We start from the raw sequence: 23,480 nt of genomic DNA on the forward strand, positions 1-23,480 counted from the left end.
GCCTCCCCCTCTCTCCTGCCAGTCAGTCCATACGTCCCAAGATTTCTTCGATGCGGGGATATATTCCCGAGGCCCGCTCTTGGTGCTGGCGCTCACGTTGTAGACTGACCAGTTCCGTCAGCACGTCAACCGGCACGTCGTGCTGCTCACAGATGCGATCCAGCACCTCACGCGCATCCTCATCCGCCCACAAGGGCAGATCGCTAAGCGCGAGTTCGGCGGCAGCAGTTGTGTCAGACATTTGCGAGACTCCCGATTGCTTGCAATTCGTCCGCCCAAATCTGGCGGATTTGCCGAATCTCCACATCAGAGATTAGCGCGCCTTCAAACTTCTGCTGTACAGCTAGCAGACGGTCAAATATTTCTTTCCTAGCCTGAATGGTGAAAGGCCCCGGAATATGTTTGCCATTAGTATCGAACGTCAAGCGGCCGTTACGCCGGAAGGCCTGACGCATGTCCGCACGGTTGCGGACCGATTTTAGCCAGTCACGAAATTCTATGAGTGGCTGATAATGCAGCATTCCCGAATCAACGAACCCCTGAAGGCTCTTGTCCTTTTCGACAACTGTACAGGTCCAGCAACCGAAGCGGCTATTGGACGTGCCGCATCCGGGTGCTTCGTCGGCCGAGAGAACAACCGGGCATTCTCCACCCTCAGAGTCTCGGTAAAGCTGAATTAGGGGTACATGATCGCCACCCCAAGGTGCGAAGTTCGTGCCGAGAATTTCCCACACATCATCGATGCTGAGGTCGATGATCGGACGGAAGATGAAAGCACCCGGCAGGCGATCATGTTCGGACAGGTGTTCGCCTCGGACATTGCGGCGGCGATCAATCGAGCGCTGGCGGCTCTGGCTTTCATCGCGGCGCACGCCCAGCACAACGATCGCTGCACCAGAGGCTGAAACCTGGCGCTTAATGTAGCCGCTGGTGGGCTGAATCTTGAGTCGGTCGGTGCACCATCGCATAGTCATGTTCGGGCTGGGGTAGCCTTTGCCGATCAAAAGAACCCAGAAAGTCTTGTCGGGGTCGGGGTGGGTGCGCGCAACCGTGATCGGCAAGCCGAGCGCGACTGCCGCATCCTCAATCTGCCGCGTTACGGTGTTCAGATGCGACATGACCAGAGGCGATTCGACAAGCGTGTCATTGGACACGATGTGAATGGGCCGGGTCCGTTGAGAAGGCGCAATTTCCAGCAGCATCTCAAAGATGGCGTGAGTTACCAGCGTACTGTCTTTGCCGCCGGAAAAACCGACTATCCAAGGAAAGTTTTGATTCTGCGTCAGATACTCCTCTTTGATGTGCTCCAACGTATTGCGCCAGATCTCCTCTATAGAGGCTGCCGGATTGTGTTCAAGTAATGCCACGCTCATGGTTCTAAACGCTCAATTCTGACAAAAAAATGCATATTTAAGCCGCCCGTATATGGTCAGGAACCATCACAAGTGGACGTTATGCTACTCCAACCTAAGTCTATTGTTTAGGTTCGACCAGCTTTGATTGCTGACCAATTCTTACAACTGCGACCCGCTGCCACCGAATGCCAGATCTGGAGAGCAGATCTGGCGCCTCGCTGATGGCTGAAACGGCTAGTCCCTCCTTTCCTGCTGCTTGCTGAAGTTCGTCGAAGGATACAGCGTAAAGGCCTCGCTCGTCATCTGATGGTCCGAGACGCAATGTCAGGTATAGGAGGCCGTCGTCTTTTAGCAATTGGGACAGCCGTCGGATCGCATCGCCGCGTTCGGCAGTTGGGAGATGCATCCACACCGCACTCAATATGATCAGATCAAACTTCCGATCCGCCACGTCAGCAAGTTTCGGAAGCTTATCCTGAAACCAAGCGATGGATGCCGAAGGATGAAGGGTCCTGGCGAGTTGTAGCATGCTCCCTGAAGGTTCAACAGCGACTACCTTGTGTCCCTGCTGGTCCATCCAGGCCGCATCACGGCCGGTGCCTGCGCCAATATCTAGTACGTCGATAGGCGCCAAGTTCACAAGCGCTCGATAGAGTTCAGGATGAGCTTGTTGGAAGGAAATAGCCTCATAAGCGTCAGCTAAATCCTCCGCGCGTTTGTCGTAGTAGTTGATCGAACGCGAATTCGTAGAGTACATCTCAAGCCCTGTCATGACCAGCAGCACTAGACTTAACGCTGCTGCCGCGCCGAGCACGCATTGGAACACACGCTGAACGATTTTGCGGCCCGAAAAGAGTCCATCACCCCGAATTTTTCCGTTACCCTCGGCTTTGATGTAGCCTCTTGGGTAGCTTTTCTCGAACCATTCAAGGTAGCACCCCATGATGAACCTAATTCGACTTAACGCAACAAACAGCCCAAAATTTCCGATGATAGCCAATCCAAGTAGGCAAATCTGAATAACTTTAGATGACGGAGAAGTCGAAACGCCGTACCAAAGGCCGCCTGTAAGCGTCATCGCAATGAGTGGCACTTGCCACATCAAAGTATTCAATGAACGAAAATGCTCTGCATTCTGGTTGAATGCAGCTAGAAATAAATCGTGCTCTATTTGTTCCTGATTCATATCAGCCCGCGCGAATCACCCATTTTATTCGCTAGCGTAGCCCAGTATCGCCGCTGATGCAGCGCTGGCGGTGCGTGTAAATTAATCGCAGTTTTAGAAAACAAGCACCAGGGAGCGACCGCGTCCCGTCCTTGTTCCACCCCTCCACCACCTTCCCCCCTCCCGTGTTACAGCTCGTCCTTGATAGCAGCGTCTTGCTGATCAGAATGTCAAGTTTTATGAAACCGAGCACGCGACGAATTCATCAGCCTCAACGGCATCGCCGAGGTCGAGAAGCTGCCGGGCGTTACCTGGAACGATGAGATGCAAAAAAATTCAAGAAAGACGAGCTGGCCGACAGCGGCGCCATGCTTTTGGGGCGCATGACCTATCAGATCTTTGCCGGCTCGTGGCCCAAGGAGACCGGAGACTTTGCCGACCGTTCAACGCGCTGCCGAAATATGTCGCGTCGACGAGCTCGACGCCGCCTCCCACCATTGATGCGATCGAGTTCGCAGTCACTAGGCAGAGCGTTCTGATCCGCCCTTTCTTGCTGCCGCGGCAGGATGACGTCTTGATCCAGCCACAAGCCCAAATTGCTGGATTTGGCAGCCCAGGAAGCGTAGGCTTGGTTTTTGGTTCAGCGATGGAACAGAGACTAGCCGCAATTCTGGCTGCCGATATGGCGGGCTACAGCCGGCTAATGGAGGCCGACGAATCCGGCACGCTCGCACGCCTTCGGACCCATCGCATAGAACTGGTCGATCCCGCCATCGCTAAGAACAAGGGCCGGATCATCAAGACCACCGGAGACGGCATGCTCGTTGAGTTCCAGAGCGTGACCGATGCCGTGAAATGCGCCGTGGAAATCCAACAGCGCATGAAACGGCGCAATTCGGATGTGCCGCAAGAACGGCGTATCGAATTCAGGATCGGCATAAATCTCGGCGACATCATTTTCGACGATGAGGACATTTTTGGCGACGGCGTCAATATTGCCTCGCGCATCGAGCAACTCGCCGACGTCGGCGGCATCTGCGTGACCGCAGCGGTGGCGACCCAAATTGCCGACCGTCTCGAAATTGCCATGGAGGACCTGGGGGAGAAGACGTTAAAGAACATCAGCCGCCCGGTTCGCCTCTACCGCATCGGGCTTGACAGTCCTGTCCTGCCGGAAGTCGAGGCAAAGCGATCCATCTCGAAACCTTCGATAGTAGTGCTGCCATTCACCAACATGAGCGGCGACCCCGAGCAGGAATTTTTCGCGGACGGACTGACCGAGGACATCATCACCGAACTGTCCCGCCACCATGAGTTGTTCGTCATCTCGCGCAATTCCAGCTTCGTCTACAAGAACCGCGCCGTGAATGTGCGCGAGGTGGCCGAGAAACTCGAGGTCCAATACCTGGTGGAGGGAAGCGTCCGCAAGATCGGCGAGAGGGTGCGCGTGACGGTTCAGCTCATCGACACGGCGAATGACGCTCATATCTGGGCAGACAAGTATGACCGGAAGCTGGTCGACATATTCGCGATTCAGGATGAGGTGACGGCGGCGATCGCGGCCACGCTGCCCGGTCGTGTCGAGGCGGCTCAGCGCGACCAGCTCGCGCGGGCGAAACCTGCAAACATGGCCGCGTATGAATGTGTGCTCGCTGCCAAAGTGCTGCATCACCGAAGCACGATTGCGGATAATGAACGCGCGCGAACCTTGATAGAAAGGGCCGTCGCGCTCGACCCCGATTATGCCCATGCCCATGCCTGGCGGGCCTGCATTCTTGGCCAGGCCTGGGTCCATAACTGGTGCGAAGACAGGGATGCCGTCTGGAACAACATCATGGCGGCGCTGGACAGGGCGCTGGCGCTGGACAACAACGATGCCGATGTCCACCGCATTCTCGCGGCAGTGAACGTGAACAACAATGAGCTGACCACAGCGCGCTACCATCAGGAGCGGGCGCTGGCCCTCAATCCCAATTACGACCTCGTGGTGGTGCAGCAAGGCGAGTTGTTGACGTGGCTGGGGAGGCCGGAAGAGGGAATTGAATGGATCCGCAAGGCCATGCAGTTGAACCCGCACCACCCGGAGAGGTTCTGGAGCCATCTGGGAAAGGCGCATTTCGCCGCGCGCCAGTATGGCGAGGCGATCGAAGCTTTCATGCATCTGTCGACCATGGACTCGGTTCAGCACGCCTTCGCCGCTGCCTGCTACGGGTGGCTCGGCGACGAAATCGCGGCCGCGGCGCATCTGGGCAAGATCAGAACGCTCGATCCGAAATTCGACCTCGATTCATTCATCGCCACCCTGCACTATGCCCAGGAGTCCGATGTGCAGCACATCCGCGAAGGTCTGCTGAAAGCCGGTATTGCCAACCTGTAGGCAGCCCGTGACACGCGCGATCGGCGATAAGCTGGACTTTAGCCACGGCGAAATAGCTCGGCTCTCTTCTACCTTGCTGGGCTCATGGTAGATGATCCAGTCGCCGAGGCATGCTTCGACGTGGCGCGGATACTGGCCAGGAAACTGGTATTGCTCAGCGGGGCGGTTATTGCAGACCGAATCTGAACAGGGAAAGCCCTCCCCCTGAAAAAGCGCCGCGCTAGTTGACGGAGCAGTTCGCACAAGACCCGCGCTCGGCAGAAAGGAACCCGCCATGCGAAAACTCATCGTCACCGAATTCATCAGCGTCGACGGCATCGCCGAGGTCGAGAAGCTGCCGAGCGTCGCCTGGAACGATGAGATGCAGAAATTCAAGGAGGACGAGCTTGCCGACAGCGGCGCCATGCTGTTGGGGCGCACGACCTATGAGATTTTTGCCGGCTCGTGGCCCAAGGAGACAGGAGACTTCGCCGACCGGTTCAACGCGCTGCCGAAATATATCGCCTCGACCAGCTTGCAGGCGCTCGACTGGCAGCCGGCCGAGCTGCTGCAGGGCGCGTTGCCGGAAGCGGTCAGAGGGCTGAAGCAAGGCAGCGGCGGCAACATCTATGTGCATGGCAGCCTCAGCGTCGCGCAGGAATTGCTGCGCAACGGCCTGGTCGACCGCATCAGGCTGCTCAGCTACCCCGGTGCCGTCGGCCAGGGCAAGCTGCTGTTCCCGCCCGGCGCGCAATTGCCGCTCGAGCTGATCTCGGCCACGCAATTCAGCAACGGCGTGGTGGCGCTGGAGTATGCGGCCGGGATGGCGTGATGCGCTTCGGTGCAGTTGCGCTTTCATCGATAAGTCGGGCAGCGCCCCCCTCTGCCCTGCCGGGCATCTCCCCCTCAAGTGGGGAGATTGGATGTCACGCCGGTTTTCGCCAACATTCAACGTTGCAGAACAGGCGGTGTGAGGGAAGCTGCCAATCTCCCCCCTTGAGGGGGAGATGTCCGGTAGGACAGAGGGGGGCGCGAAGGAACGTAGGCATCTGAGATTCAAGCTGCCGGCACGCGCCCTACACCGTCCGCTGCCTGCCCGCGACCGCAGCGTCTTCCCTCGCCTTCAGCGCCTGCTCCACCTCGCGCTTCAGCTCGTCCTTGATCGCAACCGTCTCGGCCATCAGCGCCTCGACCTTCATGAAGTCGAGCACCCGGTATTTCGACACCGCCGGCCGGACCAATATGTCGGGCCGGCTCTGGTTCAGCTTGCTGGCGATGATCGACTGCATCATCAGCTGCGTGGCGCCGAACATCAGGTCGACGGAGGTCGGGAATTTGCGGCCCGCCTCGGTCGGCGCGCCGACCACGTCGACGGCAATGATGATGTCGGCGTCGAGCTCGATCAGGTCGAATGGCACGGGATTGTAGATGCCGCCGTCGATCAGCATCCTGCCGTCGCGCATCACCGGGCGGAACACCGCCGGAATCGCCGCCGAGGCGGCCAGCGCCGAAGGCAGTTCGCCTTCGGCCAACACCGCGAGCTTGTGGCCATAAAAATCCGTTGCCGTCACCTTCAGCGGTATTTTGAGTTCGGCGAAGGTCTCGGGAATGGCATCCGGCAGGAACGCCTTGAGGATGCGCTCGACATTGAACTGGCTGACCCGCAGGCCGCCCTGCATTGCCTCGGCAAAAGTGCCGGGCCGCGCCCGCCACATGCGCGTCGCCACCTCGGCGCGCCGGCCGAGGATCGAGCGCGCATAGTCGTGGATGTCCTTGCCGGTCATACCCGAGGCCATGCCGGCGCCCATGATGGCGCCGATCGACGAGCCGGCGATTGCCGCCGGCCTGATGCCCAGCTCGTCGAGCGCCTCGATGACATGGATATGCGCCAGCCCGCGCGCGCCGCCGCCGCCAAAGGCGATGCCGAAGCTAGGGCTCATCCCTTGTTGGCCGCGCCCAGCTTCGGCCCGACCACCATGACGGCCGGCTCGGCGGAGAGCAGCTTTTTCGCCACCGCTTTCACCTGGTCCTGCGTCACCGCGTTGATCAGGGCGGCGCGGCGCTGCATGTAGTCGATGCCGAGCTTGCCGAGCTGGATCTCGACCAGCGTTGAGGCGATCGCGCCCGAGGAATTCAGATTGTTGATGGCATAGGCGCCGATCATGTATTTCTTGGTCGCCGCCAGCTCGGCTTCGGTCGGCCCCTCCTCGGCCATGCGCTTGACCACGTCGCGCACCACGGCCAGCGTCTCGGCCGCCCTGTCGGCGCGGGTCGAGGTGGTGATGGACAGCGCCTCGGAATGCTGGTGGTCGACGAGGTCGGAGCTGACGCTGTAGGCCAGGCCGCGCTTTTCGCGCACCTCGTCGAACAGCCGCGAGGTGAAGGTGCCGCCGCCGAGGATCTCGTTCATCAGCACCGCGGCGAAAAAATCCGGCGCATTCCGCTTCACGCCGGGATAGGCGAGCTGCAGCGAGGCCTGCGGCTGGTCGTACACGACCTCGAGCTGCTGACCAAGCTTCAGGTCGATGTCGGGAACGGGCGTCAGCGCCTGCTTTTCCGGCAAGCTGCCGAACACCAGGTCGAGCTTCTGCTTCAGCGTCTCGGCATCGATGGCGCCGACCACCGCGACATGCAGGCCGTCGCGGGCGAAATTTGCCTTGTGGAAGGCGCTGAGATCGGCCGGCGTGATCGTCGCGATGCTCTGCCTGGTGCCCTGGTCGGGTCGCGCATAGGGATGCCTGCCATAGATCGCGTCCAGCCATTTGCGTTGGGCGAGCGTATCGGGATCGCGCTCGCTGGCGATGATGCCGGACAGGATTTGCGCGCGGATGCGGTCGATCGGCACCTGGTCGAAGCGCGGCTGGTTGACCGCCACGCGCAGCAGATCGAAGGCGCCGTCGCGCTGGTCGGCCAGCATGCGCATCGAGCCGTAAATGCCGTCGCGCTGCGCGTCGAAGCTCATCTCGGCGCCGACCTCGTCGAGCTTGATCTGGAAGGCCTCGCTGTCGAGGTTGCCGGCACCTTCGTCGAACAGGCCGCTCATCAGATTGGCAAGCCCTTCCTTGCCGGGCGGATCCTGCGTCGCGCCGCCATCGAAAACGAAGCGGATGGCGACGATCGGCACCGAATAATCCTCCACCAGCCAGGCGGTAATGCCCTTCGGCGAGGTCACCTCCTGGATGTTCATGGCGGCGCGAGCGGAAAGCGCCGGCAAGACGAGGAAGACGAGGGAGAGGAACAGGGTCGCTAGAAGCGGGCCGGCTCCCCTTGTGGGAGAAGGGGAGGAGCCCACGAGGAGAGAAGACAAAGCGGGACCGTGCTGGTTCATCATCAAATCAATTCCCAGCCTGGGTTTGCGGCAGAAGATAGCCGGTCGTTGCGTGGTCGAGATTGAGATAGCGGGCAGCGACTTCCTTGACCTGGTCGGCGGTGACCTTGCGGATGCGGTCCGGCCATTGCTGAACGTCCTGGACGTTGCCGCCGGTGGCGAGCGTCGAGCCATAGATGTTGGCCATGTCCTCCTGCTTGTCGCGGGCAAAGATCATCGAGCGTACGAAACGGTCCTTGGATTTTTCCAGCTCGTCGCTGGTGACGCCGTCTTTGGCGATGCGGGCGATCTCCGCGTCGACCGCGGCCTCGACGTCGGCAAGCTTGGCATCGCCGCGCGGCGCGCCGTAGACGGTGAAATTGGTGTCGTCGAGCATGGTGCCCTGGAAGAAGGCGCCGGCCGCCGCGGCGATGCCTTGCCTGACGACAAGCTCCTGGTAGAGCCGGCTGCGGTTGCCGCCGCCGAGGATTTCGGACAGCACGTCGAGCGCTTCGGCTTCGCCGGGCTTTGCCGTGTGATAGGACGGGACCACCCATTGCGTGGTAAAGCTCGGCACGCTGACGCGCCCGTCGGTCAGCGTCACCGTACGCCTGGTGTTCTGTTCCGGCTCGACCGGGCGGATGCGCGGCGGCAGATCCGGGCCGCGCGCGATTTTGCCATAGGTCTTTTCGGCCAGCGCCTTGACCGTTTCCGGTTCGACATCGCCCGCCACCACCAGCACGGCGTTATTGGGTGTATAATATTTGTTGTAGAAGGCCATCGCGTCGGTGCGGTTCAGCTTCTCCATCTCCTGCATCCAGCCGATGACCGGGATGCGGTAGGGCTGGTTCTGCCACAGCGTGGCATCGACTTCCTCGTCGAGCACCGCCTGCGGATTGGAGTCGATGCGCGAGCGGCGCTCCTCGAGGATGACGTCGCGCTCGGTCTTGATGACGTCGTCGTTGAGGATGAGATTGCGCATGCGGTCGGCCTCGAAGCCCATCATCTCACCGAGCGCCTGCGGCACCACCGTCTCGTGAAAGGCGGTGTAGTCGTAGGAGGTGAAGGCGTTGTCCGAGCCGCCGATGGCGGCGACGGCGCGGTCGAGCTCGCCCGCCGCATGGTTGCTGGTCGCCTTGAACATCAGATGCTCGAAGAAATGGGCGATGCCGGACTTGCCCGGCGGCTCGTCGGCGCTGCCGATCTTGTACCAGACCATATGGGTGACGATCGGGGCGCGGTGATCGGGGATGACGACGACCTCCATGCCGTTGTCGAGCAGGAAATCGGTCACGACGCCGTCGTCGGGATTGTTGCCCGCCAGAGCCGGCGCGGCCATCACCAGAGCCAGCCCCAAGAGCGTTGCGCGCAGCCATTCAGCCTGAAATGTCATAGATGGCTCCGGTTGGTGGTCGGACGATAGGCGGGGTTGCTGGTCGAGGCAAAGCGAATTGTGCGTCATTTTGAAGGCGCCATCGCGGACACCGAATTCAGGCGGCCTCGATGAACCGGATGACCGTCTCGCCATAGTTGCGCTCGTCGACAACCGAAAAGCCCGGCCCTGCCTCGAACGGCGCCGCCGCCGCTTCCTCGACGACACAGAGCGCGCCGGGGGCGAGCCAGCCGCCGGCCTTGGCCGAGCGCAAGGCGCGTTCGCCAAGGCCTTTGCCATAGGGCGGATCGGCGAAGACCAGGCCGAATGCGGCGATGGTGCCCGCCTCGCCCAGGGCCGTCGCGTCGCGGCGGAATATCTTGGTGCGGCCGGTGAGGCCGAAGGCCTCGACATTGGTGCGGATCAGGCCGCGCCCCTCGGCGGATTCTTCGATGAAGACAGCGTAGGAGGCGCCGCGCGACAGCGCTTCGAGGCCGAGCGCACCGGTGCCGGCGAACAGGTCGAGGACGCGCGCGCCGTCCAGTCTTTCGGGAAAGCGATGCGCCAGCACGTTGAAGACCGCCTCACGCGTGCGGTCGGTCGTCGGGCGGATGGCAAAGGTGCGGGGCGTCGCCAGCGGACGCCCGCGAAACTCACCGCCGACGATCCGCATTGCTTCCCTTCGGGCCGCCGCGCGGCCGGTCGCCACCGCCATCCTGACGCTCGCCGCGTGGCTTTCCGAACGGCTTTGCACCGCCGCCTTGCGGCTTGCCGCCGGGCTTGCCGTAAGACGGCTTGAACGAGGCCTTGCGCGCCTTGTTTTCTGCCGCCTTGGCGGCGTCTGCCTCCGCCCTGCCCTTGCCGATCGGCCGTGCGCCCGGCGCCATCCAGACATTGGCCTTGCGCTGGCCCGGCGGCTCGATCGGCCGCTGCTCGCGTTCGGACTTCTTCCCACCGAAGCCGCCACGCGGCTTGTCGCCACGGGGTTTGTCCCCGAAGTCGCTGCGTTCAGGTCTGGGGCCACGCTCGCCAAAGCTCTTTTTCGGCCCAAAGCTCCTGTCGGGGCTTGTCGACAGCTTGCCGAGCGCTTCGTCGCGGCTGCCTTCGCGACGCTTGCGGTTCTTGATCAGGCCGCCCTCGCCGATCGGCCGGCGTTCGCCGTCGCGGGTGAATTTCGGCCGCTCGGGCTCCTCCTCCCGCTCACGCCTGACCGGCTTGTTGGAAAACGGCTTGGCGATATCGGCGTCGAAATTGGCGCCGGACTCTTCGACCAGACGCTCGCCGAGTTGGTCGCGCAGCACGCGGCCCTTGATCTCCAGCACATGACCTTCCGGCAAATCATCAAGCTGGAACGGCCCGTAGGAAATGCGGATCAGCCGCGTCACGTCGAGACCGAGCGAGCCCAGGATGTTCCTGACCTCGCGGTTCTTGCCTTCGCGCAGGCCGAGTGTCAGCCAGGCGTTCGAGCCCTGCTCGCGGTCGAGCGTCGCTTCGATGGCGCCATAAAAGATGCCGTCGACGGCAAGGCCTTCGCGCAGGCCGGCAAGCGCGCTTTCCTCGACTTTGCCGTGGACGCGCACGCGGTAGCGCCTGAGCCAGCCGGTGGCCGGCAGTTCGAGGACGCGCGACAGGCCGCCATCATTGGTGAGCAGCAGGAGGCCTTCGGTGTTGATGTCGAGCCGGCCGATGGTCATCAGCCGCGGCAGCCCGGGGGGCAGCACATCGAAGACGGTCTTGCGGCCTTCGGGATCGCGGTTGGTGGTGACCACGCCGGCCGGTTTGTGGAACAGGAACAGCCTGGTGCGCTCGATCGGCGGGATCTCCATGCCGTCGAGATGGATGATGTCGCCGGGCATCACGTTGAAGGCCGGCGAGGACAACACCTTGCCATTGACCTTGACGCGACCTGCCGCAATCAATTCCTCGGCATCGCGGCGCGAGGCCAGGCCGGCACGCGCCAGCCGCCTGGCAATGCGTTCGCCGGCTTCTTCCGTTAGCTCGACGCGACGCGGGCGCGGCTTGAAGCCGCCGTCCGACGCCGCCCGTGCCGTTTGTGCACCTTGCGGCCGATCGCCGCCAAAATCACGCTTGGGACGATCGCCGAAGTCACGCTTGGGACGGTCGAAGCGCCTTTCACCGTGCTCGCCTTCGGCAGCGGCCGGCCGGTCGCCGCGCGGCGCGTAGGGTTTGCGCGGACCTTCGCGCTGTTCATAAGGCTTGCCCTCCGGACGCGGCCCTTTGCTGAACGGCCGGTCGCCGCCCTTGAAGTCGCGCTTCGGCGGTTCGCCTTCGGCCGCCGCTGGCCGGTCGCCGCGCGGTGCGTACGGCTTGCGTGGACCCTCGCGCTGTTCATAAGGCTTGCCTTCCGGACGCGGCCCTTTGCTGAATGGCCGGTCGCCTTTGAAGTCGCGCTTCGGCCGTTCGCCTTCGGCCGCCGGCGGCCGGTCGCCGCGCGGAGTGTAGGGTTTTTTGGCGCCGAAGGACGGCTTGCCGCCCTTGCCGGGAGCGTTATCGCGACCGCGCGGCCCCGCCGGTTTCGGGCCGGCCTTGCGCGGGAATTTCTTGTTTTTGTCGTCCATGTGGCCTTTGCTCGTTTGCGCGGGTAGTAACAGGATCGCGCTCTAGTGGCGAGGAGATAATCGGAATGGAAACCGCGTGAAGCGGCAGGATTTCATGGCGCTGGCGCTGAAAGAAGCCGAAGCCGCCGCCCAGCGTGGCGAGGTGCCGGTTGGCGCGGTCGTCGTCGGCGGCGATACGGTCGTTGCGAGTGCCGGCAACCGCACCCGCGAGTTCGCCGATCCCACTGCCCATGCCGAAATGCTGGCGATCCGCGAGGCCTGCCGCAAGCTTTCCAGCGAGCGGCTCAGCGGCCACGATCTCTACGTGACGCTGGAGCCGTGCGCCATGTGCGCCGGCGCCATCTCCTTCGCCAGGCTGCGCCGGCTCTATTTCGGCGCTGCCGATGAGAAGGGCGGCGCAGTGGTCAACGGCGTTCGCTTCTTCACGTCACCAACCTGCCACCATGTGCCCGATATCTATCCGGGCATGGCCGAGAACGCTGCGGCAGCGCTGCTGAAAGACTTTTTTCGCGAGCGACGCGGACCCTGATTTTCCGGTCCGGCAGACGGTCCAAATCCAAGTCAGCCAATCCAGCCAGCCAATCCAGGCAAGAACGTCTCTGGCCCAGCCAGTCTACCAGGGCAGCCAGTCGAACATGCCGCCGCTCTTGCTCTTGGCGGCCGCCTCCTTCTTGAGGCGGCGTTCCTTCTTGTACTCATCCTCGCCGAGGTCATCCACCGGCGCGGTGGGGGCGGCGGCGCGGTATTGCACCGGCGGCTCGCTCAGATATCTGCGGGTGGTCGGGTCGCCCTGTTTGCCTTCAGCCTGACGGCGCTTAACTTCCGCGGCGCGGCCGTTGTCCGAATCCGCTGGAGTCCAGGCCGGCGGATGGCTCGAAGCCGACTGCGCCATCGCGGCCTTGACGGCCACCGGGTCGGCCTGCACGTCGTCGACAATCTGCGCCTGGTAGGCCGGGTCGTCCTGATGCAGGGTGGCATCGGCGCGCAGGCGGGCACGGCGCTGCTCCGGCGATTCGGGCCATTCGGCACTTGCCGTCTCGATGCTTTCCTGGGGCGGCGGCAACACTTCCTTCTGCCCCGGCCCTGGCTTCACCAGCGTGGGGCGCGGCTTGTAGTCGATGTTGTTCTTGCGCTTGGGTGCAAAGGAAAAAGCCCCCGTGAGGTCGTCGGCAAGCTGCGAGGCAGCAGGCTTGTCGGTCCCGTAAGTGGGCGAGCCCATGCAGCCGGACAAGGCGAGGCCCGATACGACAAGCGGCGCCAGCAGCGCAACGCGCGCGTAAGTTCTCTCGGTCATGCCAAAAAGTCCCACTGTAGACAGCCTCTCGATTGCCGCCGGCCAAAGAAAGGTCCGGTCCCCGTCGCCTATGCTCTTCCGACGGAATTCCGGCGACAATTTGTCGTCCGGAGTTTCGCTTGTTTACCTCAACCACTCGTTAAGGGCAACGCGCCGGGGCCGATCGGCCGCCCGCCGTGGCATTTGTGCACCGCCTTAGAGGCGGCTCAAAGCCTTGAGTTCATGCAGGACAGCGGCGTCACGGGCCGAAACATCCGGGAATTCCGGGTCTGAGCCGACATCGGCGGTGTAGCGCCAGGAGCGCGCGCACTTCACCAGGCCACGGTCCTCCGCCTTCTCGACGACCACGGCGACGCCCTTGACGTCGTCGAGGGTAAAGCTGCCCGCCGGCGCCTTGCCGTGCACGAGAACCAGATCGCTGGTGATCGCCATCTCGGCCATATCGACATCGGCGATCGCCGCTTCGAGCGCGGCATCATCGAGGGTGACGACCGGCACCGCTTCCAGCGAAGAGCCGATGACCTTCTGCGCGCGGGCGATTTCCAGCGCGCCGGTGACGACACGGCGGACCTGCCGCACCTTGCGCCACTTCTCCGCCAGCGCCTCGTCCTTCCAGTCCGCCGGGATTTTCGGGAACTGGTCGAGATGCACCGAGACGGCATCCGGATGACGGTCGAGCCAAGCCTCTTCCATAGTGAAGGGCAGCATCGGCGCCAGCCATTTTACCAGGCAGTCGAAGAGATGGCGCACCACCTGCACGGAAGCCTTGCGCTTCACGCTGGAAGGCGCTTCGCAGTAGAGCGCGTCCTTGCGGATGTCGAAATAGAAGGCCGACAGCTCGACCACCATGAAGTCGAGCAGCGCGCGGGTGATGCGCTTGAATTCGAACGCGTCGTAGCCCGAGCGTACGACTTCATCGAGTTCGGCGAGCCGATGCAGCATCAGCCGCTCCAGCTCCGGCATCTTGTCCAGCGGCACCTCCTCGCCGTCGTCATGGGCGAGTGTGCCCAGCATCCAGCGGATGGTGTTGCGCAGCTTGCGGTAGGCGTCGATATTGGTCTGCAGCACGTTCTTGCCGAGCCGCTGGTCTTCCCAATAATCGGTCGTCACCACCCACAGCCGCAAGATGTCGGCGCCGGACTGCTTGATGACGTCCTGCGGCACGACGGTGTTGCCGAGCGACTTCGACATTTTCCGCCCCTCCTCATCCATGGTGAAGCCATGGGTGACGACGGTGTCATAGGGCGCCCTGCCCCTGGTGCCGCAGCTTTCGAGCAGCGACGAGTGGAACCAGCCGCGATGCTGATCGGAGCCTTCGAGATAGAGATCGGCCGGCCATTTCAGGTCGGGCCGGTCCTCAAGCGTGAAGGCATGCGTCGAGCCTGAATCGAACCAGACATCGAGGATGTCCATGACCTGCTGCCATCTCGAGGCATCGTGATTGCCGAGGAAACGCTCCTTGGCGCCGGCGGCGAACCAGGCGTCGGCGCCTTCTTTCTCGAAGGCGTCCATGATGCGCTGGTTGACTGCCTCGTCGCGCAGCACGTTGCCGTCGGCATCGGCAAAGACGGCGATCGGCACGCCCCAGGCGCGCTGGCGCGACAGCACCCAGTCGGGGCGCTCCTCGATCATGGCGCGGATGCGGTTCTGGCCGGCGGCGGGCACGAAGCGGGTATCGTCGATGGCTTTCAGCGCGCGGCCGCGCAGCGTCGTGCCGTCGCCAAGCTCCTGGTCCATATAGACGAACCATTGGGGCGTGTTGCGGAAGATGATCGGCTTCTTCGAGCGCCATGAATGCGGATAGGAGTGCTTCAGGCGGCCGCGCGCGAACAGCGCGTTGCGCTTGATCAGCTCGTCGATGACAGCCTGGTTGGCGTTGCCCTTCTTGCCATTGTCGTCGATGACGCGCGCCGCTCCACCCTCGCGGTGCGGGCCGAAGCCCGGCGCGTCCTTGGTGAAGAAGCCGGCATCGTCAACGGTGAAGGGGATCGCAGTGTCGATGCCGCGCTGGCGAAGGTCAGAGGCGGCATCCATCCAGGCGTCAAAGTCTTCGCGGCCGTGTCCCGGCGCGGTGTGGACGAATCCGGTGCCGGCATCGTCGGTGACATGATCGCCGGCGAGCATGGGCACGGGAAAATCGTAGCCGCCACCCAGACTTTTGAGGGGATGCGAAAGCGTAAGATTTTCAAGCTCTTCGGCGCCAACGTTGCGAAGCCGATTCAGGGTGACCTTGGCCTTCGCGGCAGCGTCGTCTGCAAGTTTCTCGGCAAAGATCAGCTTTTCGCCGGGCTGGGGACCAAAGGCGTTCTCGGCCGCCGTAACCTCATAGAGACCATAGTTGATGCGCGGCGAGTAATTGACGGCGCGGTTGCCGGGGATTGTCCACGGCGTCGTCGTCCAGATGACGACGCTGGCATCAAGCAGATCGAGCGACGTCTGCGTCAGCTTGGGATCCAGGGCTGGCTGTCCATCCTCGATGTTGATGACCTGGCGAGCGAGGCTGACGACCGGAAACTTCGCCCAGATCGTGTCCGACTCATAGTCCTGGTATTCGACCTCCGCCTCGGCCAGCGCGGTGCGTTCGACGACGCTCCACATCACCGGCTTGGAGCCGCGATAGAGCTGGCCGGACATGGCGAATTTCAGCAGCTCGCCGGCGATGCGCGCCTCGGCGTGGAAAGCCATCGTCGTATAGGGATTGTCGAAGTCGCCGACGACGCCGAGGCGCTGGAATTCGGAACCCTGCACCTTGATCCAGTGCGCCGCAAACTCACGGCATTCCTGCCGGAACTCGTTAACCGGCACCTCGTCCTTGTTCTTGCCCTTGGCGCGGTACTGCTCCTCGATCTTCCATTCAATCGGCAGGCCGTGGCAATCCCAACCGGGTACATAGTTCGAGTCATAGCCGCGCATCTGAAACGAGCGGGTGATGACGTCCTTGAGGATCTTGTTCAGCGCGTGGCCGATATGGATGTTGCCATTGGCGTAAGGCGGGCCGTCGTGCAGCACGTATTTTTCGCGGCCGGCTGCGTCTTCGCGCAACTTGCGGTAAAGGTCCATGTCCTGCCAGCACTTGACCAGCAGCGGTTCCTTTTCCGGCAAACCGGCGCGCATCGGGAAATCCGTCTGCGGCAGGTAGAGCGTTTTGGAATAGTCGATCGTCTCGGCGGTCTCGGTATCAGTCATTCGTCTGCCATATGCGTTGCCGGCGGCAAAAGAGCCGGGCGTTGAAGTTCTTCGCTTTGACGCATATCGTCTTCCCAAAACCGGACCCACTTTTGGGCGATATGCGTTGATGATCTGGAAAAAGCGCGAGAGGCCGCGCGCAAGATTCCCGGCGGCCCCGGCGGCGGTCAAGCCGCCCGGAACACCGGGCCTGTAATTCGTATCGCAGTCGCGAGAAGGCGCGAAAAGCTCGTCATGGCTGGGCTTTTAACCGAGACAGGCGATATTGAAAAGCCCGAACTCTGATGCTTCCTTGCGTTAGGTGCCAATTGCGCATACATTTGTAGGCAAATGGCCTGCAGTGCCAAGGAAACAATTCATGTCGGTCGCAGCAAGGGCAATTCGCGCAACACGCGACTTTTCCGTCCCTACGGACAAGATCGATCATCTGCGCAGTCTGGGTTTCAGTAGCGAAGAACTCTATCGTATCGTTGCCCCCCGCCGCACGCTGGCGCGTCGCAAGGAACATGCCGAGCCGCTTTCGCCAGCTGAATCCGACCGCGCCCTGCGCCTTGAACGCATCGCCGAGCAGGCGGATCGGGTATTCGGTAGCCATGAGAAAGCCCAGCGTTGGCTGAGAAGCGAGATCATAGCATTGGATGGTGCAAGGCCGATCGATCTCCTTGAGACAGAGACCGGCGCCCACGTCGTTTCCGAAGAGCTTATCCGTATCGACTTTGGCATGCTTGCCTGACGATGCGCATCTGGCGCATCTCCAGTTTCGCGGATCTCTCGGGTCGTGGCGGAACGCTCGTTGATGGAAGATGGAACAGGCGCGGAATGCCCATCGTCTATTGCACCGACCACCCTTCGACGGCACTGCTGGAGATACTGGTGCATGCGACGCGCGAAACCGTTCCGGAAACCTACCAGCTTATCGAAATCGACGTTCCGGACGGAATAGAAATGACCGAACCGGTTATCCAGGACGGCTGGGACAAGGACATGGAATCGACACGGCGACAGGGCACGGACTTTCTCTCGGCCAATCGTTACGCGCTCATGAAAATTCCTTCGATCATAATGCGCAAGGCAAACAACTATCTGCTCAACCCGACCCATGACGATGCGTCACGCATTACGATTGCGGGCCTATACCATTATCCGTTCGACAGCCGTTTGATCAAATGAGCCGACGCCCGCCCGCTCACATCGAGAAATCGAAGCGGTAGGTTGTCGACACGCCGATCGTGAACTGGTTGCGATCGCCGCGCTCCTTGACCAGGCTGGAATCGCCGGCCGGGCCCATCAGGCGGGAATATTCGCCGAACAGACTGGCCGTCATCGGCTCGGTCACCTTCCAGGTCACCGCGCCGCCCAGGCCCGCCGACTTCACCCCGCCACCGGGATGATATTCGCTGAGCCCCGAGGCCAGGGACTCCTCGGCATCAACGCCGTAATAGGCGTCGAAATAGTCCGATGAGGCGAATGAAACGCGCGGCCCGCCCGAAATCCTGACATCGGGCGTCACATCGTAAAAGGCGTCGGCGGCGATGTCGGCGACAAAGCCGTTATGGGCGCGAATGCCATGCCGCAATTCGGCGCGGGCACGCAGCCAATCCAAAGGATAGAATTCGAAGAAGCCGCCGGCCTCGCCGCCCCAGCGCACCGGGTCGAGGCCCTTCAACTCGTCGGCATCACCACCGTCGCGGGAAAACAGGAACTTGCCTGTCAGGCCGGCGCGGACGCCGCCATCGTCGATCAATGCCAACGAGATATTGTCGTTGCGCGAGGTGAAGCGCGCCGCGGGACCAGCTTTGCCGAGCGAGATGATCGGCGAGGCGCTGAGCAGGTACTTTTTGCCGCCTTCGAAATTCGGGGCAACCATGCCGGTGGCGCCGACCGTCAGGTACCAGTCTCCGGACATCCAGCCGAAGGTGCCCTCGCCTGCCTTGGCAACGCCGCAGGTGCCGAGCATGAATGCGGCCAAGACCGTCGGGACAGACCGCATTATTACTCCATACGTCGAACGCGTTGACCAACACTATCAGCCTTCATCCAAGCCATGGCGCCAGTTCGGTAAAATTTGACTTAATGTCCGTAACCTTGGCAGCGTTGGCCGGGCTGTTTTCCGCATTGCAGCGAATTGTACTGGCGCACCAAGATTCCAGATCAAGACGTTTGGAATGCGCCGGCAGCTGCCTCGGCAGGCGTTATAAATATTCGCGCGCAAACATGCCCGCGCTGTGAAGAGCGCGCCGACCGGCACCCAGCCCCGCATTCCAAACCGGCCAAGCGTGAATCATATGCGGCCAAATTTCGAGACGTACTTTGACGTCAGCCGCGCCAGCGGCTTCCGCGAGCCGAGTTGCGTCCGACAACAGCGTCTCGGCCGAACCGACTTGTATAAGCATTGGGGGAAATCCGCTCAGATCGGCGAACAAAGGCGAGATCAGCGGATCGCGCCGATCAACGCCATTGGGAACATAGGCGGTTGCCAGTTCCCCCAAATACGCCCGGTGGATGATAGGGTCGATTGCCTCCTTTGTTGATAGTGTCGCGCCGGACATCGAAAGGTCCGTCCAGGGCGAACACAGCCAAAGACATCGCGGCAACCGCTCGCCTGCCGTGCGCAATATACTGACCAGGCACAGGGTGAGGTTGCCGCCCGCACTGTCTCCCCCAACCACGGTGCGATCCGGCGCAATGCCCTGCCGCCTCAGAAAGCGCCATGCCGTGAGTGCGTCTTCATGTTGCGCAGGGAAAGGATGTTCCGGCGCGCGTCGATAGGCGATCGCGAGGGTGCGCATTCCCATTGCCCGACCTGCCTCGGTCACCATTCGACGATGACTTTTAAGAGAGCCGGAGCAGTAGCCGCCACCGTGGAAAAAGAGCAGAATCTTATCCTTGTCACTGCCAGGCGCCAGGGACCACTCTCCCTCGAGGCCATCGAAAACCGCATGCTCGCATCGGATGTCCTCCGCGACCGGCCAGACCGAACCGACTTCGTCGAGCCGTGCCCGGCGTTCGTCCCAGCGGACCGTTCGTGGTTTTGACGTCAACAGCCTGCGGACGGCGTTGATCTCCAGCAGATCGCGGTGTTCGTCCATATCGCTCATTTTGCTTCCCCAGCCTCATCAAGCGTAGAAAACGGTATACAGCAGCAGCCGCACGTCATCGATAAAGGGGCCAATGCCAGCGCTGGCAATTTTTCGTTTCACTTGCGCCATGGCGAATACACGGGACGACGGGGGTCGCCCGTAAACCCGCTTGTCATCTTTTAGCGCTGGCCCACCCCTGCACACGATCGAATATTCCATCTGGTATTTGGCCGCTTCGGATAAAAAGCGAAGGTCTGGCAAGCGGATCGCTCGGGAGTGTGGCGCTCACACCCTGCTCGCTGGACGGGCAAGGCGATCGGCGCTACCTTTCGGAACAAAGAAGCTAGGCAACCTTGACGGAGAAGGGCAATGACCGTGCACAGCGATGCCATGAAAGACGCCATTGGCCAGACGCGGGCGAAGTGGGGATGGTTCGTCGCGCTCGGGGTGCTGCTGCTCATCTTCGGCGGCATTGCTTTCGGCAATCTGTTCATCGCAACCGTCGCCTCGGTTTATGTCGTCGGCTGGCTGATGCTGATGGCCGGCATTGTCGAGATCATCCATGCCTTCGGCGTGAAGACATGGGGCCGCTTCTTCTATTGGCTGCTCAGCGGGCTTCTCTACGCCGTCGCCGGGTTCTTCGCCTTCTACAATCCACTGCTGGCCTCGGCGGTGCTGACATTCCTCCTGGCGGTCGCGCTGCTTGCCTCAGGCGTGCTCAGGGCCTGGGTCGGCTACAGCCACCGGCCGCAGCCGGGCTGGGGCTGGGTGGTCACGGCCGGCGTCATCAGCGCGCTGGCGGGACTGGTCATCGCCATGGGTTGGCCGTTCAACAGCGTGTGGGTGCTCGGCCTGTTCCTGGCCGTCGACCTGATTTTCCAAGGCTGGACCTTCATTGCCGTCGGCCTGGCGCTGAAGAGATAAATTGTGATCGACATGGCGGATTGCAGGACGCCGACAGGTAATGCTCGTCGTTCATTTCTATCGCATACCTTCGAGATTGGCTGAAATCCCCAGCTTCGTCATCCCAGGGCGAAGCGACGCGGACGACGACGGCGCGGGTTGTCAAAACGCGATCGCGCGGTCCAGCCCGGAAAGCGGCCTGACGCCGGCGAGCAGTGCCTTCGCCTCGGCCTCGTCACGCTTCATCTGGGCGACCAGCGCGTCAAGCCCGTCGAACTTCACCTCCGAGCGCAGGTAGCCGAAGAAGGACACGGCACAAATCTCGCCATAGAGGTCGCCGGAAAAGTCGAAGACGAAGGTCTCCAGCAATGGCGCGCCATTGTCGTCGACCGTCGGCCGGCGGCCGAAGCTGGCGACGCCATCATGAAGGGAACCGTCGGCGCGGCGGAAGCGGACGGCATAAATCCCTTCCTTGAGGGTGGCTTCCGGCGAAAGCCTCATGTTTGCGGTCGGAAAGCCGAGTGTCCGGCCGAGCTGCTGGCCGCCGATCACCTCCGCCTCGACGGTGAAACGGTAGCCGAGCAAGCCGGCGGCCTCGGCCACATTGCCCTCGCACAGCAGCGTGCGTATGCGGCTCGACGACACCACCTCGGCGCTTTCGTCGCGAAACGCATCCACCAGCGTGACGCCGAAGCCGTGGCGCTCGCCGGCAGCCATCAGATAGGCCGGACCGCCCTGGCGGTCCTTGCCGAAATGGAAATCGAAGCCGGTGACGGCGTGGCTTATGCCGAGGTTGCGCTCGAGCACGCCGGTGACGAAAGCCTCCGCCGACAAGGAGGCGAACTCGCGTGTGAACGGCTGCTCGACCAGCGCCGCAAAGCCCAGATGCGACAAAAGCCGCGCCTTCATCGGCGGCGGCGTCAGCACGAACAACGGCATGTCCGGCCTGAAAACCTTTCGCGGATGCGGTACGAAGGTCAGCACCAGGGCTGGTACGCCGCGACGCTCCGCTTCGGCGCGCGCGCGTTCGAGCACCGCCTGGTGGCCGCGGTGGACACCGTCGAAATTGCCGATAGCCACCACGCCGCCGCGCAGATGGGCCGGCAGCGGTGCGGTTGCGGAAATGCGTTCGAACATTGCCGTCATGGCTTGAACCTATTGCAGTCTGGGAATCACCGCGACCGGCCTGTAGCCGTATTTTTCCAGAAAGGCCGCGAGCCTGGCCGGATCCGGCTGCAGCGTCTCACCGTAATCGCGGGCATGGATGCCGCCCGATACGTAGAGCACGTCGAAGCCATTGTCGGCCGCGCCCTTGATATCGGTCATCATGCCGTCGCCGATGGCCAGAACTTGCGAACGCTCGACCGGGCGGCCGAGAATGACGGCGACCTCCTTCATGGCGACGTCATAGACCGGCGCGTAGGGTTTGCCGGCGATCAGCGTGCGTCCGCCAAGCTGTGCGTATTCGCGGGCCAAAGCGCCTGCGCACCAGATCATGCGTTCGCCGCGCTCGACGACGATGTCGGGATTGGCGCAGATGAAGGGCAGGTTCCTGGCACGCAGCCGCCGCAGAAGATCGGCATAATCTTCCGGCTTCTCCACCTCGTCGTCGAACAGGCCGGTGCAGACCACGCCAGATGCTTCGAACTCCTCGACGAGCTCGACGTCGAGGCCCTCATAGAGCGTGAAATCCCGATCGGCGCCTATATGGAAGATCTTTCGCGGCCCTTCGGCGATCAGATCGCGGGTAACGTCGCCGGACGTTACGACACGGTCGTAGGCGGCGGGAGGAACGCCGATGGCGTTCATCTGCGCCACCACGTCGGCGCTGCGGCGCGGCGAATTGGTGATCAGGACGACAGGTATTCTCGCCGCGCGAGCAGCGATCAGCGCGGCAGCCGCCGCCGGGAAATGCCATTCGCCATTATGCACCACGCCCCAGACGTCGCACAGTATGGCTGAATAGGCTCCCGACAAGTCTGCGAGCGAACCGATGATGTCGGGCGAATCCGCCATGCCGTTGTCCCTGTACCATGATGCTTGCAAGTGCCGCGACCGACGGTCCGTAGCGGCCGGCCCGGATTAACCGAAGCGCTTCGCCCTGTCACCAGCTTTCATTGTGTCCGCAAGATTGTCGTCCGGGAACTAAGGCAGGAGGCCCGGCGCACTGGCGCAAAGGCTCCTGCCCTCATGCCCTTGCGGATGATGGAAGCATGTGGTGAGTGTTCCCATCCGGAGATGCGCTCTTGCCTGAACCCGCCAACCACCTTGCCTTCGCGCTGGTCTGCCTCGGCATGGTGCTGACGCCCGGCCCGAACATGATCTATCTGATCTCGCGCTCGCTGTCGCAGGGGCCGAAGGCCGGGCTCATCTCGCTGGGCGGCGTGGCGCTCGGTTTCTTGTTCTATGTGCTGTCGGCGGCGTTCGGCATCACCGCGCTGCTGCTTGCCGTGCCGTTCGCCTATGACGTGCTGCGCCTTGCCGGCGCACTCTATTTGCTGTGGCTCGCCTGGCAAGCGGTGAAGCCCGGCGGGCGCTCGCCCTTCCAGATCCGCGAACTGCCGAAAGACAGGCCACGCAAGCTGTTCGCCATGGGCCTGATGACCAACCTGCTCAACCCGAAGGTGGCAGTGCTCTATCTGTCGCTGCTGCCGCAATTCATCAGCCCCGGCAAGGGCCACGTGCTGTCGCAGCTTCTGATGCTCGGTGCCACGCAAGTCGCGATCAGCCTGACCGTCAACGCCATCATCGCGGTGACGGCCGGCTCGATCGCCGTTTTCCTCGCCGGGCGGCCCTTATGGATGGTGATCCAGCGCTGGATGATGGGCACGGTGCTGACCGCGCTGGCCGTCAAGATGGCAACCGACGCGCAACGCTGATCGG

21 protein-coding genes are annotated in these 23,480 nt (G+C 62.3%); 7 read left to right on the forward strand and 14 right to left on the reverse strand.

What is annotated here, in order from left to right; translation table 11 throughout:
- Positions 1-22: 22 nt before the first annotated feature.
- The 3 genes from NKJ12_RS14315 to NKJ12_RS14325 form a co-directional block, all read right to left on the reverse strand.
- On the reverse strand, positions 23-241 hold the full coding sequence (locus NKJ12_RS14315) for a DNA modification system-associated small protein (protein ID WP_352703328.1): 219 nt from the start codon (positions 239-241) through the stop codon (positions 23-25).
- Positions 234-1,373: a DNA phosphorothioation system sulfurtransferase DndC gene (dndC, locus tag NKJ12_RS14320; RefSeq protein WP_352703330.1), complete on the reverse strand. Its 1,140-nt coding sequence runs from the start codon at positions 1,371-1,373 to the stop codon at positions 234-236. The genes NKJ12_RS14315 and dndC overlap by 8 nt, the downstream gene beginning before the upstream one ends.
- 100 nt (positions 1,374-1,473) lie before the next feature.
- Complete coding sequence (locus NKJ12_RS14325) at positions 1,474-2,541, reverse strand: class I SAM-dependent methyltransferase (RefSeq protein WP_352703332.1); 1,068 nt, start codon at positions 2,539-2,541, stop codon at positions 1,474-1,476.
- Positions 2,542-3,166: 625 nt separating this feature from the next.
- On the opposite strand from NKJ12_RS14325, the gene NKJ12_RS14330 reads away from it, so the two are divergent.
- Both NKJ12_RS14330 and NKJ12_RS14340 read left to right on the forward strand, forming a co-directional pair.
- On the forward strand, positions 3,167-4,897 hold the full coding sequence (locus NKJ12_RS14330; protein ID WP_352703390.1) for an adenylate/guanylate cyclase domain-containing protein: 1,731 nt from the start codon (positions 3,167-3,169) through the stop codon (positions 4,895-4,897).
- A gap of 274 nt (positions 4,898-5,171) precedes the next feature.
- The gene (locus NKJ12_RS14340; RefSeq protein WP_352703335.1) at positions 5,172-5,708 is read left to right on the forward strand and encodes a dihydrofolate reductase family protein; all 537 of its coding nucleotides are present in this window, start codon (positions 5,172-5,174) and stop codon (positions 5,706-5,708) included.
- 244 nt (positions 5,709-5,952) lie between these two features.
- On the opposite strand, the gene NKJ12_RS14345 is transcribed toward NKJ12_RS14340, so the two are convergent.
- The 5 genes from NKJ12_RS14345 to NKJ12_RS14365 all read right to left on the reverse strand — a co-directional run bounded on the left by NKJ12_RS14345 (position 5,953) and on the right by NKJ12_RS14365 (position 12,134).
- A complete protein-coding gene (locus NKJ12_RS14345; RefSeq protein WP_352703336.1) occupies positions 5,953-6,816 on the reverse strand; it encodes a patatin-like phospholipase family protein in 864 nt (287 codons plus the stop codon).
- The gene (locus NKJ12_RS14350) at positions 6,813-8,207 is read right to left on the reverse strand and encodes a M16 family metallopeptidase (RefSeq protein WP_352703338.1); all 1,395 of its coding nucleotides are present in this window, start codon (positions 8,205-8,207) and stop codon (positions 6,813-6,815) included. The genes NKJ12_RS14345 and NKJ12_RS14350 overlap by 4 nt, the downstream gene beginning before the upstream one ends.
- 4 nt (positions 8,208-8,211) lie before the next feature.
- Positions 8,212-9,576: a M16 family metallopeptidase gene (locus tag NKJ12_RS14355; protein ID WP_352703339.1), complete on the reverse strand. Its 1,365-nt coding sequence runs from the start codon at positions 9,574-9,576 to the stop codon at positions 8,212-8,214.
- 97 nt (positions 9,577-9,673) lie between these two features.
- Positions 9,674-10,228 carry a 16S rRNA (guanine(966)-N(2))-methyltransferase RsmD gene (rsmD, locus tag NKJ12_RS14360; protein WP_352479911.1) on the reverse strand — a complete coding sequence of 185 codons (555 nt, stop codon included), beginning with the start codon at positions 10,226-10,228 and terminating at the stop codon, positions 9,674-9,676.
- Positions 10,209-12,134, reverse strand: a complete 1,926-nt coding sequence (locus NKJ12_RS14365; protein ID WP_352703341.1) for a pseudouridine synthase — start codon at positions 12,132-12,134, stop codon at positions 10,209-10,211. Before NKJ12_RS14365 ends, rsmD begins: the two co-directional genes overlap by 20 nt.
- A 76-nt stretch (positions 12,135-12,210) precedes the next feature.
- Between NKJ12_RS14365 and NKJ12_RS14370 the strand changes: the two genes are divergently transcribed.
- Complete coding sequence (locus tag NKJ12_RS14370) at positions 12,211-12,663, forward strand: nucleoside deaminase (RefSeq protein ID WP_352479909.1); 453 nt, start codon at positions 12,211-12,213, stop codon at positions 12,661-12,663.
- 84 nt (positions 12,664-12,747) lie between these two features.
- On the opposite strand, the gene NKJ12_RS14375 is transcribed toward NKJ12_RS14370, so the two are convergent.
- Together NKJ12_RS14375 and ileS are read right to left on the reverse strand one after the other, a co-directional pair.
- A complete protein-coding gene (locus tag NKJ12_RS14375; RefSeq protein ID WP_352703344.1) occupies positions 12,748-13,428 on the reverse strand; it encodes a hypothetical protein in 681 nt (226 codons plus the stop codon).
- A 195-nt stretch (positions 13,429-13,623) separates the two neighbouring features.
- Complete coding sequence (gene ileS, locus NKJ12_RS14380) at positions 13,624-16,614, reverse strand: isoleucine--tRNA ligase (protein WP_352703346.1); 2,991 nt, start codon at positions 16,612-16,614, stop codon at positions 13,624-13,626.
- A 358-nt stretch (positions 16,615-16,972) separates the two neighbouring features.
- On the opposite strand from ileS, the gene NKJ12_RS14385 reads away from it, so the two are divergent.
- Complete coding sequence (locus tag NKJ12_RS14385; protein WP_352479906.1) at positions 16,973-17,347, forward strand: Xre family toxin-antitoxin system antitoxin; 375 nt, start codon at positions 16,973-16,975, stop codon at positions 17,345-17,347.
- Between the two features lie 2 nt (positions 17,348-17,349).
- Positions 17,350-17,784, forward strand: coding sequence for an RES family NAD+ phosphorylase (locus NKJ12_RS14390; RefSeq protein ID WP_352479905.1), 435 nt, complete (start codon positions 17,350-17,352; stop codon positions 17,782-17,784).
- A 16-nt stretch (positions 17,785-17,800) separates the two neighbouring features.
- Here NKJ12_RS14390 and NKJ12_RS14395 read toward each other — a convergent pair whose 3' ends face one another.
- Positions 17,801-18,604: a MipA/OmpV family protein gene (locus NKJ12_RS14395; RefSeq protein ID WP_352479904.1), complete on the reverse strand. Its 804-nt coding sequence runs from the start codon at positions 18,602-18,604 to the stop codon at positions 17,801-17,803.
- A 202-nt stretch (positions 18,605-18,806) separates the two neighbouring features.
- Positions 18,807-19,712 (reverse strand): alpha/beta hydrolase, encoded by a 906-nt coding sequence (locus NKJ12_RS14400; RefSeq protein WP_352703349.1) that lies wholly within the window; start codon positions 19,710-19,712, stop codon positions 18,807-18,809.
- A 351-nt stretch (positions 19,713-20,063) separates the two neighbouring features.
- On the opposite strand from NKJ12_RS14400, the gene NKJ12_RS14405 reads away from it, so the two are divergent.
- Complete coding sequence (locus NKJ12_RS14405) at positions 20,064-20,618, forward strand: HdeD family acid-resistance protein (protein WP_254817426.1); 555 nt, start codon at positions 20,064-20,066, stop codon at positions 20,616-20,618.
- 141 nt (positions 20,619-20,759) lie between these two features.
- Here NKJ12_RS14405 and NKJ12_RS14410 read toward each other — a convergent pair whose 3' ends face one another.
- Together NKJ12_RS14410 and NKJ12_RS14415 are read right to left on the reverse strand one after the other, a co-directional pair.
- The gene (locus NKJ12_RS14410) at positions 20,760-21,743 is read right to left on the reverse strand and encodes a bifunctional riboflavin kinase/FAD synthetase (RefSeq protein ID WP_254817425.1); all 984 of its coding nucleotides are present in this window, start codon (positions 21,741-21,743) and stop codon (positions 20,760-20,762) included.
- 9 nt (positions 21,744-21,752) lie between these two features.
- Positions 21,753-22,613 carry a TIGR01459 family HAD-type hydrolase gene (locus tag NKJ12_RS14415; protein WP_254817424.1) on the reverse strand — a complete coding sequence of 287 codons (861 nt, stop codon included), beginning with the start codon at positions 22,611-22,613 and terminating at the stop codon, positions 21,753-21,755.
- Positions 22,614-22,843: 230 nt separating this feature from the next.
- Here NKJ12_RS14415 and NKJ12_RS14420 point away from each other — a divergent pair, with 230 nt between their 5' ends.
- Positions 22,844-23,476, forward strand: coding sequence for a LysE family translocator (locus NKJ12_RS14420; RefSeq protein WP_352703351.1), 633 nt, complete (start codon positions 22,844-22,846; stop codon positions 23,474-23,476).
- Positions 23,477-23,480 lie beyond the last annotated feature (4 nt).

Origin of the sequence: Mesorhizobium sp. M0195 (genome assembly GCF_040322115.1) — a bacterium.
In the GTDB taxonomy this organism is placed as follows: domain Bacteria; phylum Pseudomonadota; class Alphaproteobacteria; order Rhizobiales; family Rhizobiaceae; genus Mesorhizobium.

Excerpts from the sequence above, each read along its gene's own strand:
- NKJ12_RS14325 (WP_352703332.1), bottom strand. The coding sequence starts at position 2,541 with ATGAATCAGGAACAAATAGAGCACGATTTATTTCTAGCTGCATTCAAC.
- NKJ12_RS14355 (WP_352703339.1), bottom strand. The coding sequence starts at position 9,576 with ATGACATTTCAGGCTGAATGGCTGCGCGCAACGCTCTTGGGGCTGGCT.
- NKJ12_RS14400 (WP_352703349.1), bottom strand. The coding sequence starts at position 19,712 with ATGAGCGATATGGACGAACACCGCGATCTGCTGGAGATCAACGCCGTC.
- NKJ12_RS14330 (WP_352703390.1), top strand. The coding sequence starts at position 3,167 with ATGGAACAGAGACTAGCCGCAATTCTGGCTGCCGATATGGCGGGCTAC.
- NKJ12_RS14395 (WP_352479904.1), bottom strand. The coding sequence starts at position 18,604 with ATGCGGTCTGTCCCGACGGTCTTGGCCGCATTCATGCTCGGCACCTGC.
- NKJ12_RS14385 (WP_352479906.1), top strand. The coding sequence starts at position 16,973 with ATGTCGGTCGCAGCAAGGGCAATTCGCGCAACACGCGACTTTTCCGTC.
- rsmD (WP_352479911.1), bottom strand. The coding sequence starts at position 10,228 with ATGCGGATCGTCGGCGGTGAGTTTCGCGGGCGTCCGCTGGCGACGCCC.
- NKJ12_RS14390 (WP_352479905.1), top strand. The coding sequence starts at position 17,350 with ATGCGCATCTGGCGCATCTCCAGTTTCGCGGATCTCTCGGGTCGTGGC.
- NKJ12_RS14315 (WP_352703328.1), bottom strand. The coding sequence starts at position 241 with ATGTCTGACACAACTGCTGCCGCCGAACTCGCGCTTAGCGATCTGCCC.
- NKJ12_RS14345 (WP_352703336.1), bottom strand. The coding sequence starts at position 6,816 with ATGAGCCCTAGCTTCGGCATCGCCTTTGGCGGCGGCGGCGCGCGCGGG.
- ileS (WP_352703346.1), bottom strand. The coding sequence starts at position 16,614 with ATGACTGATACCGAGACCGCCGAGACGATCGACTATTCCAAAACGCTC.
- dndC (WP_352703330.1), bottom strand. The coding sequence starts at position 1,373 with ATGAGCGTGGCATTACTTGAACACAATCCGGCAGCCTCTATAGAGGAG.
- NKJ12_RS14415 (WP_254817424.1), bottom strand. The coding sequence starts at position 22,613 with ATGGCGGATTCGCCCGACATCATCGGTTCGCTCGCAGACTTGTCGGGA.
- NKJ12_RS14410 (WP_254817425.1), bottom strand. The coding sequence starts at position 21,743 with ATGACGGCAATGTTCGAACGCATTTCCGCAACCGCACCGCTGCCGGCC.
- NKJ12_RS14340 (WP_352703335.1), top strand. The coding sequence starts at position 5,172 with ATGCGAAAACTCATCGTCACCGAATTCATCAGCGTCGACGGCATCGCC.
- NKJ12_RS14365 (WP_352703341.1), bottom strand. The coding sequence starts at position 12,134 with ATGGACGACAAAAACAAGAAATTCCCGCGCAAGGCCGGCCCGAAACCG.
- NKJ12_RS14375 (WP_352703344.1), bottom strand. The coding sequence starts at position 13,428 with ATGACCGAGAGAACTTACGCGCGCGTTGCGCTGCTGGCGCCGCTTGTC.
- NKJ12_RS14405 (WP_254817426.1), top strand. The coding sequence starts at position 20,064 with ATGACCGTGCACAGCGATGCCATGAAAGACGCCATTGGCCAGACGCGG.
- NKJ12_RS14350 (WP_352703338.1), bottom strand. The coding sequence starts at position 8,207 with ATGATGAACCAGCACGGTCCCGCTTTGTCTTCTCTCCTCGTGGGCTCC.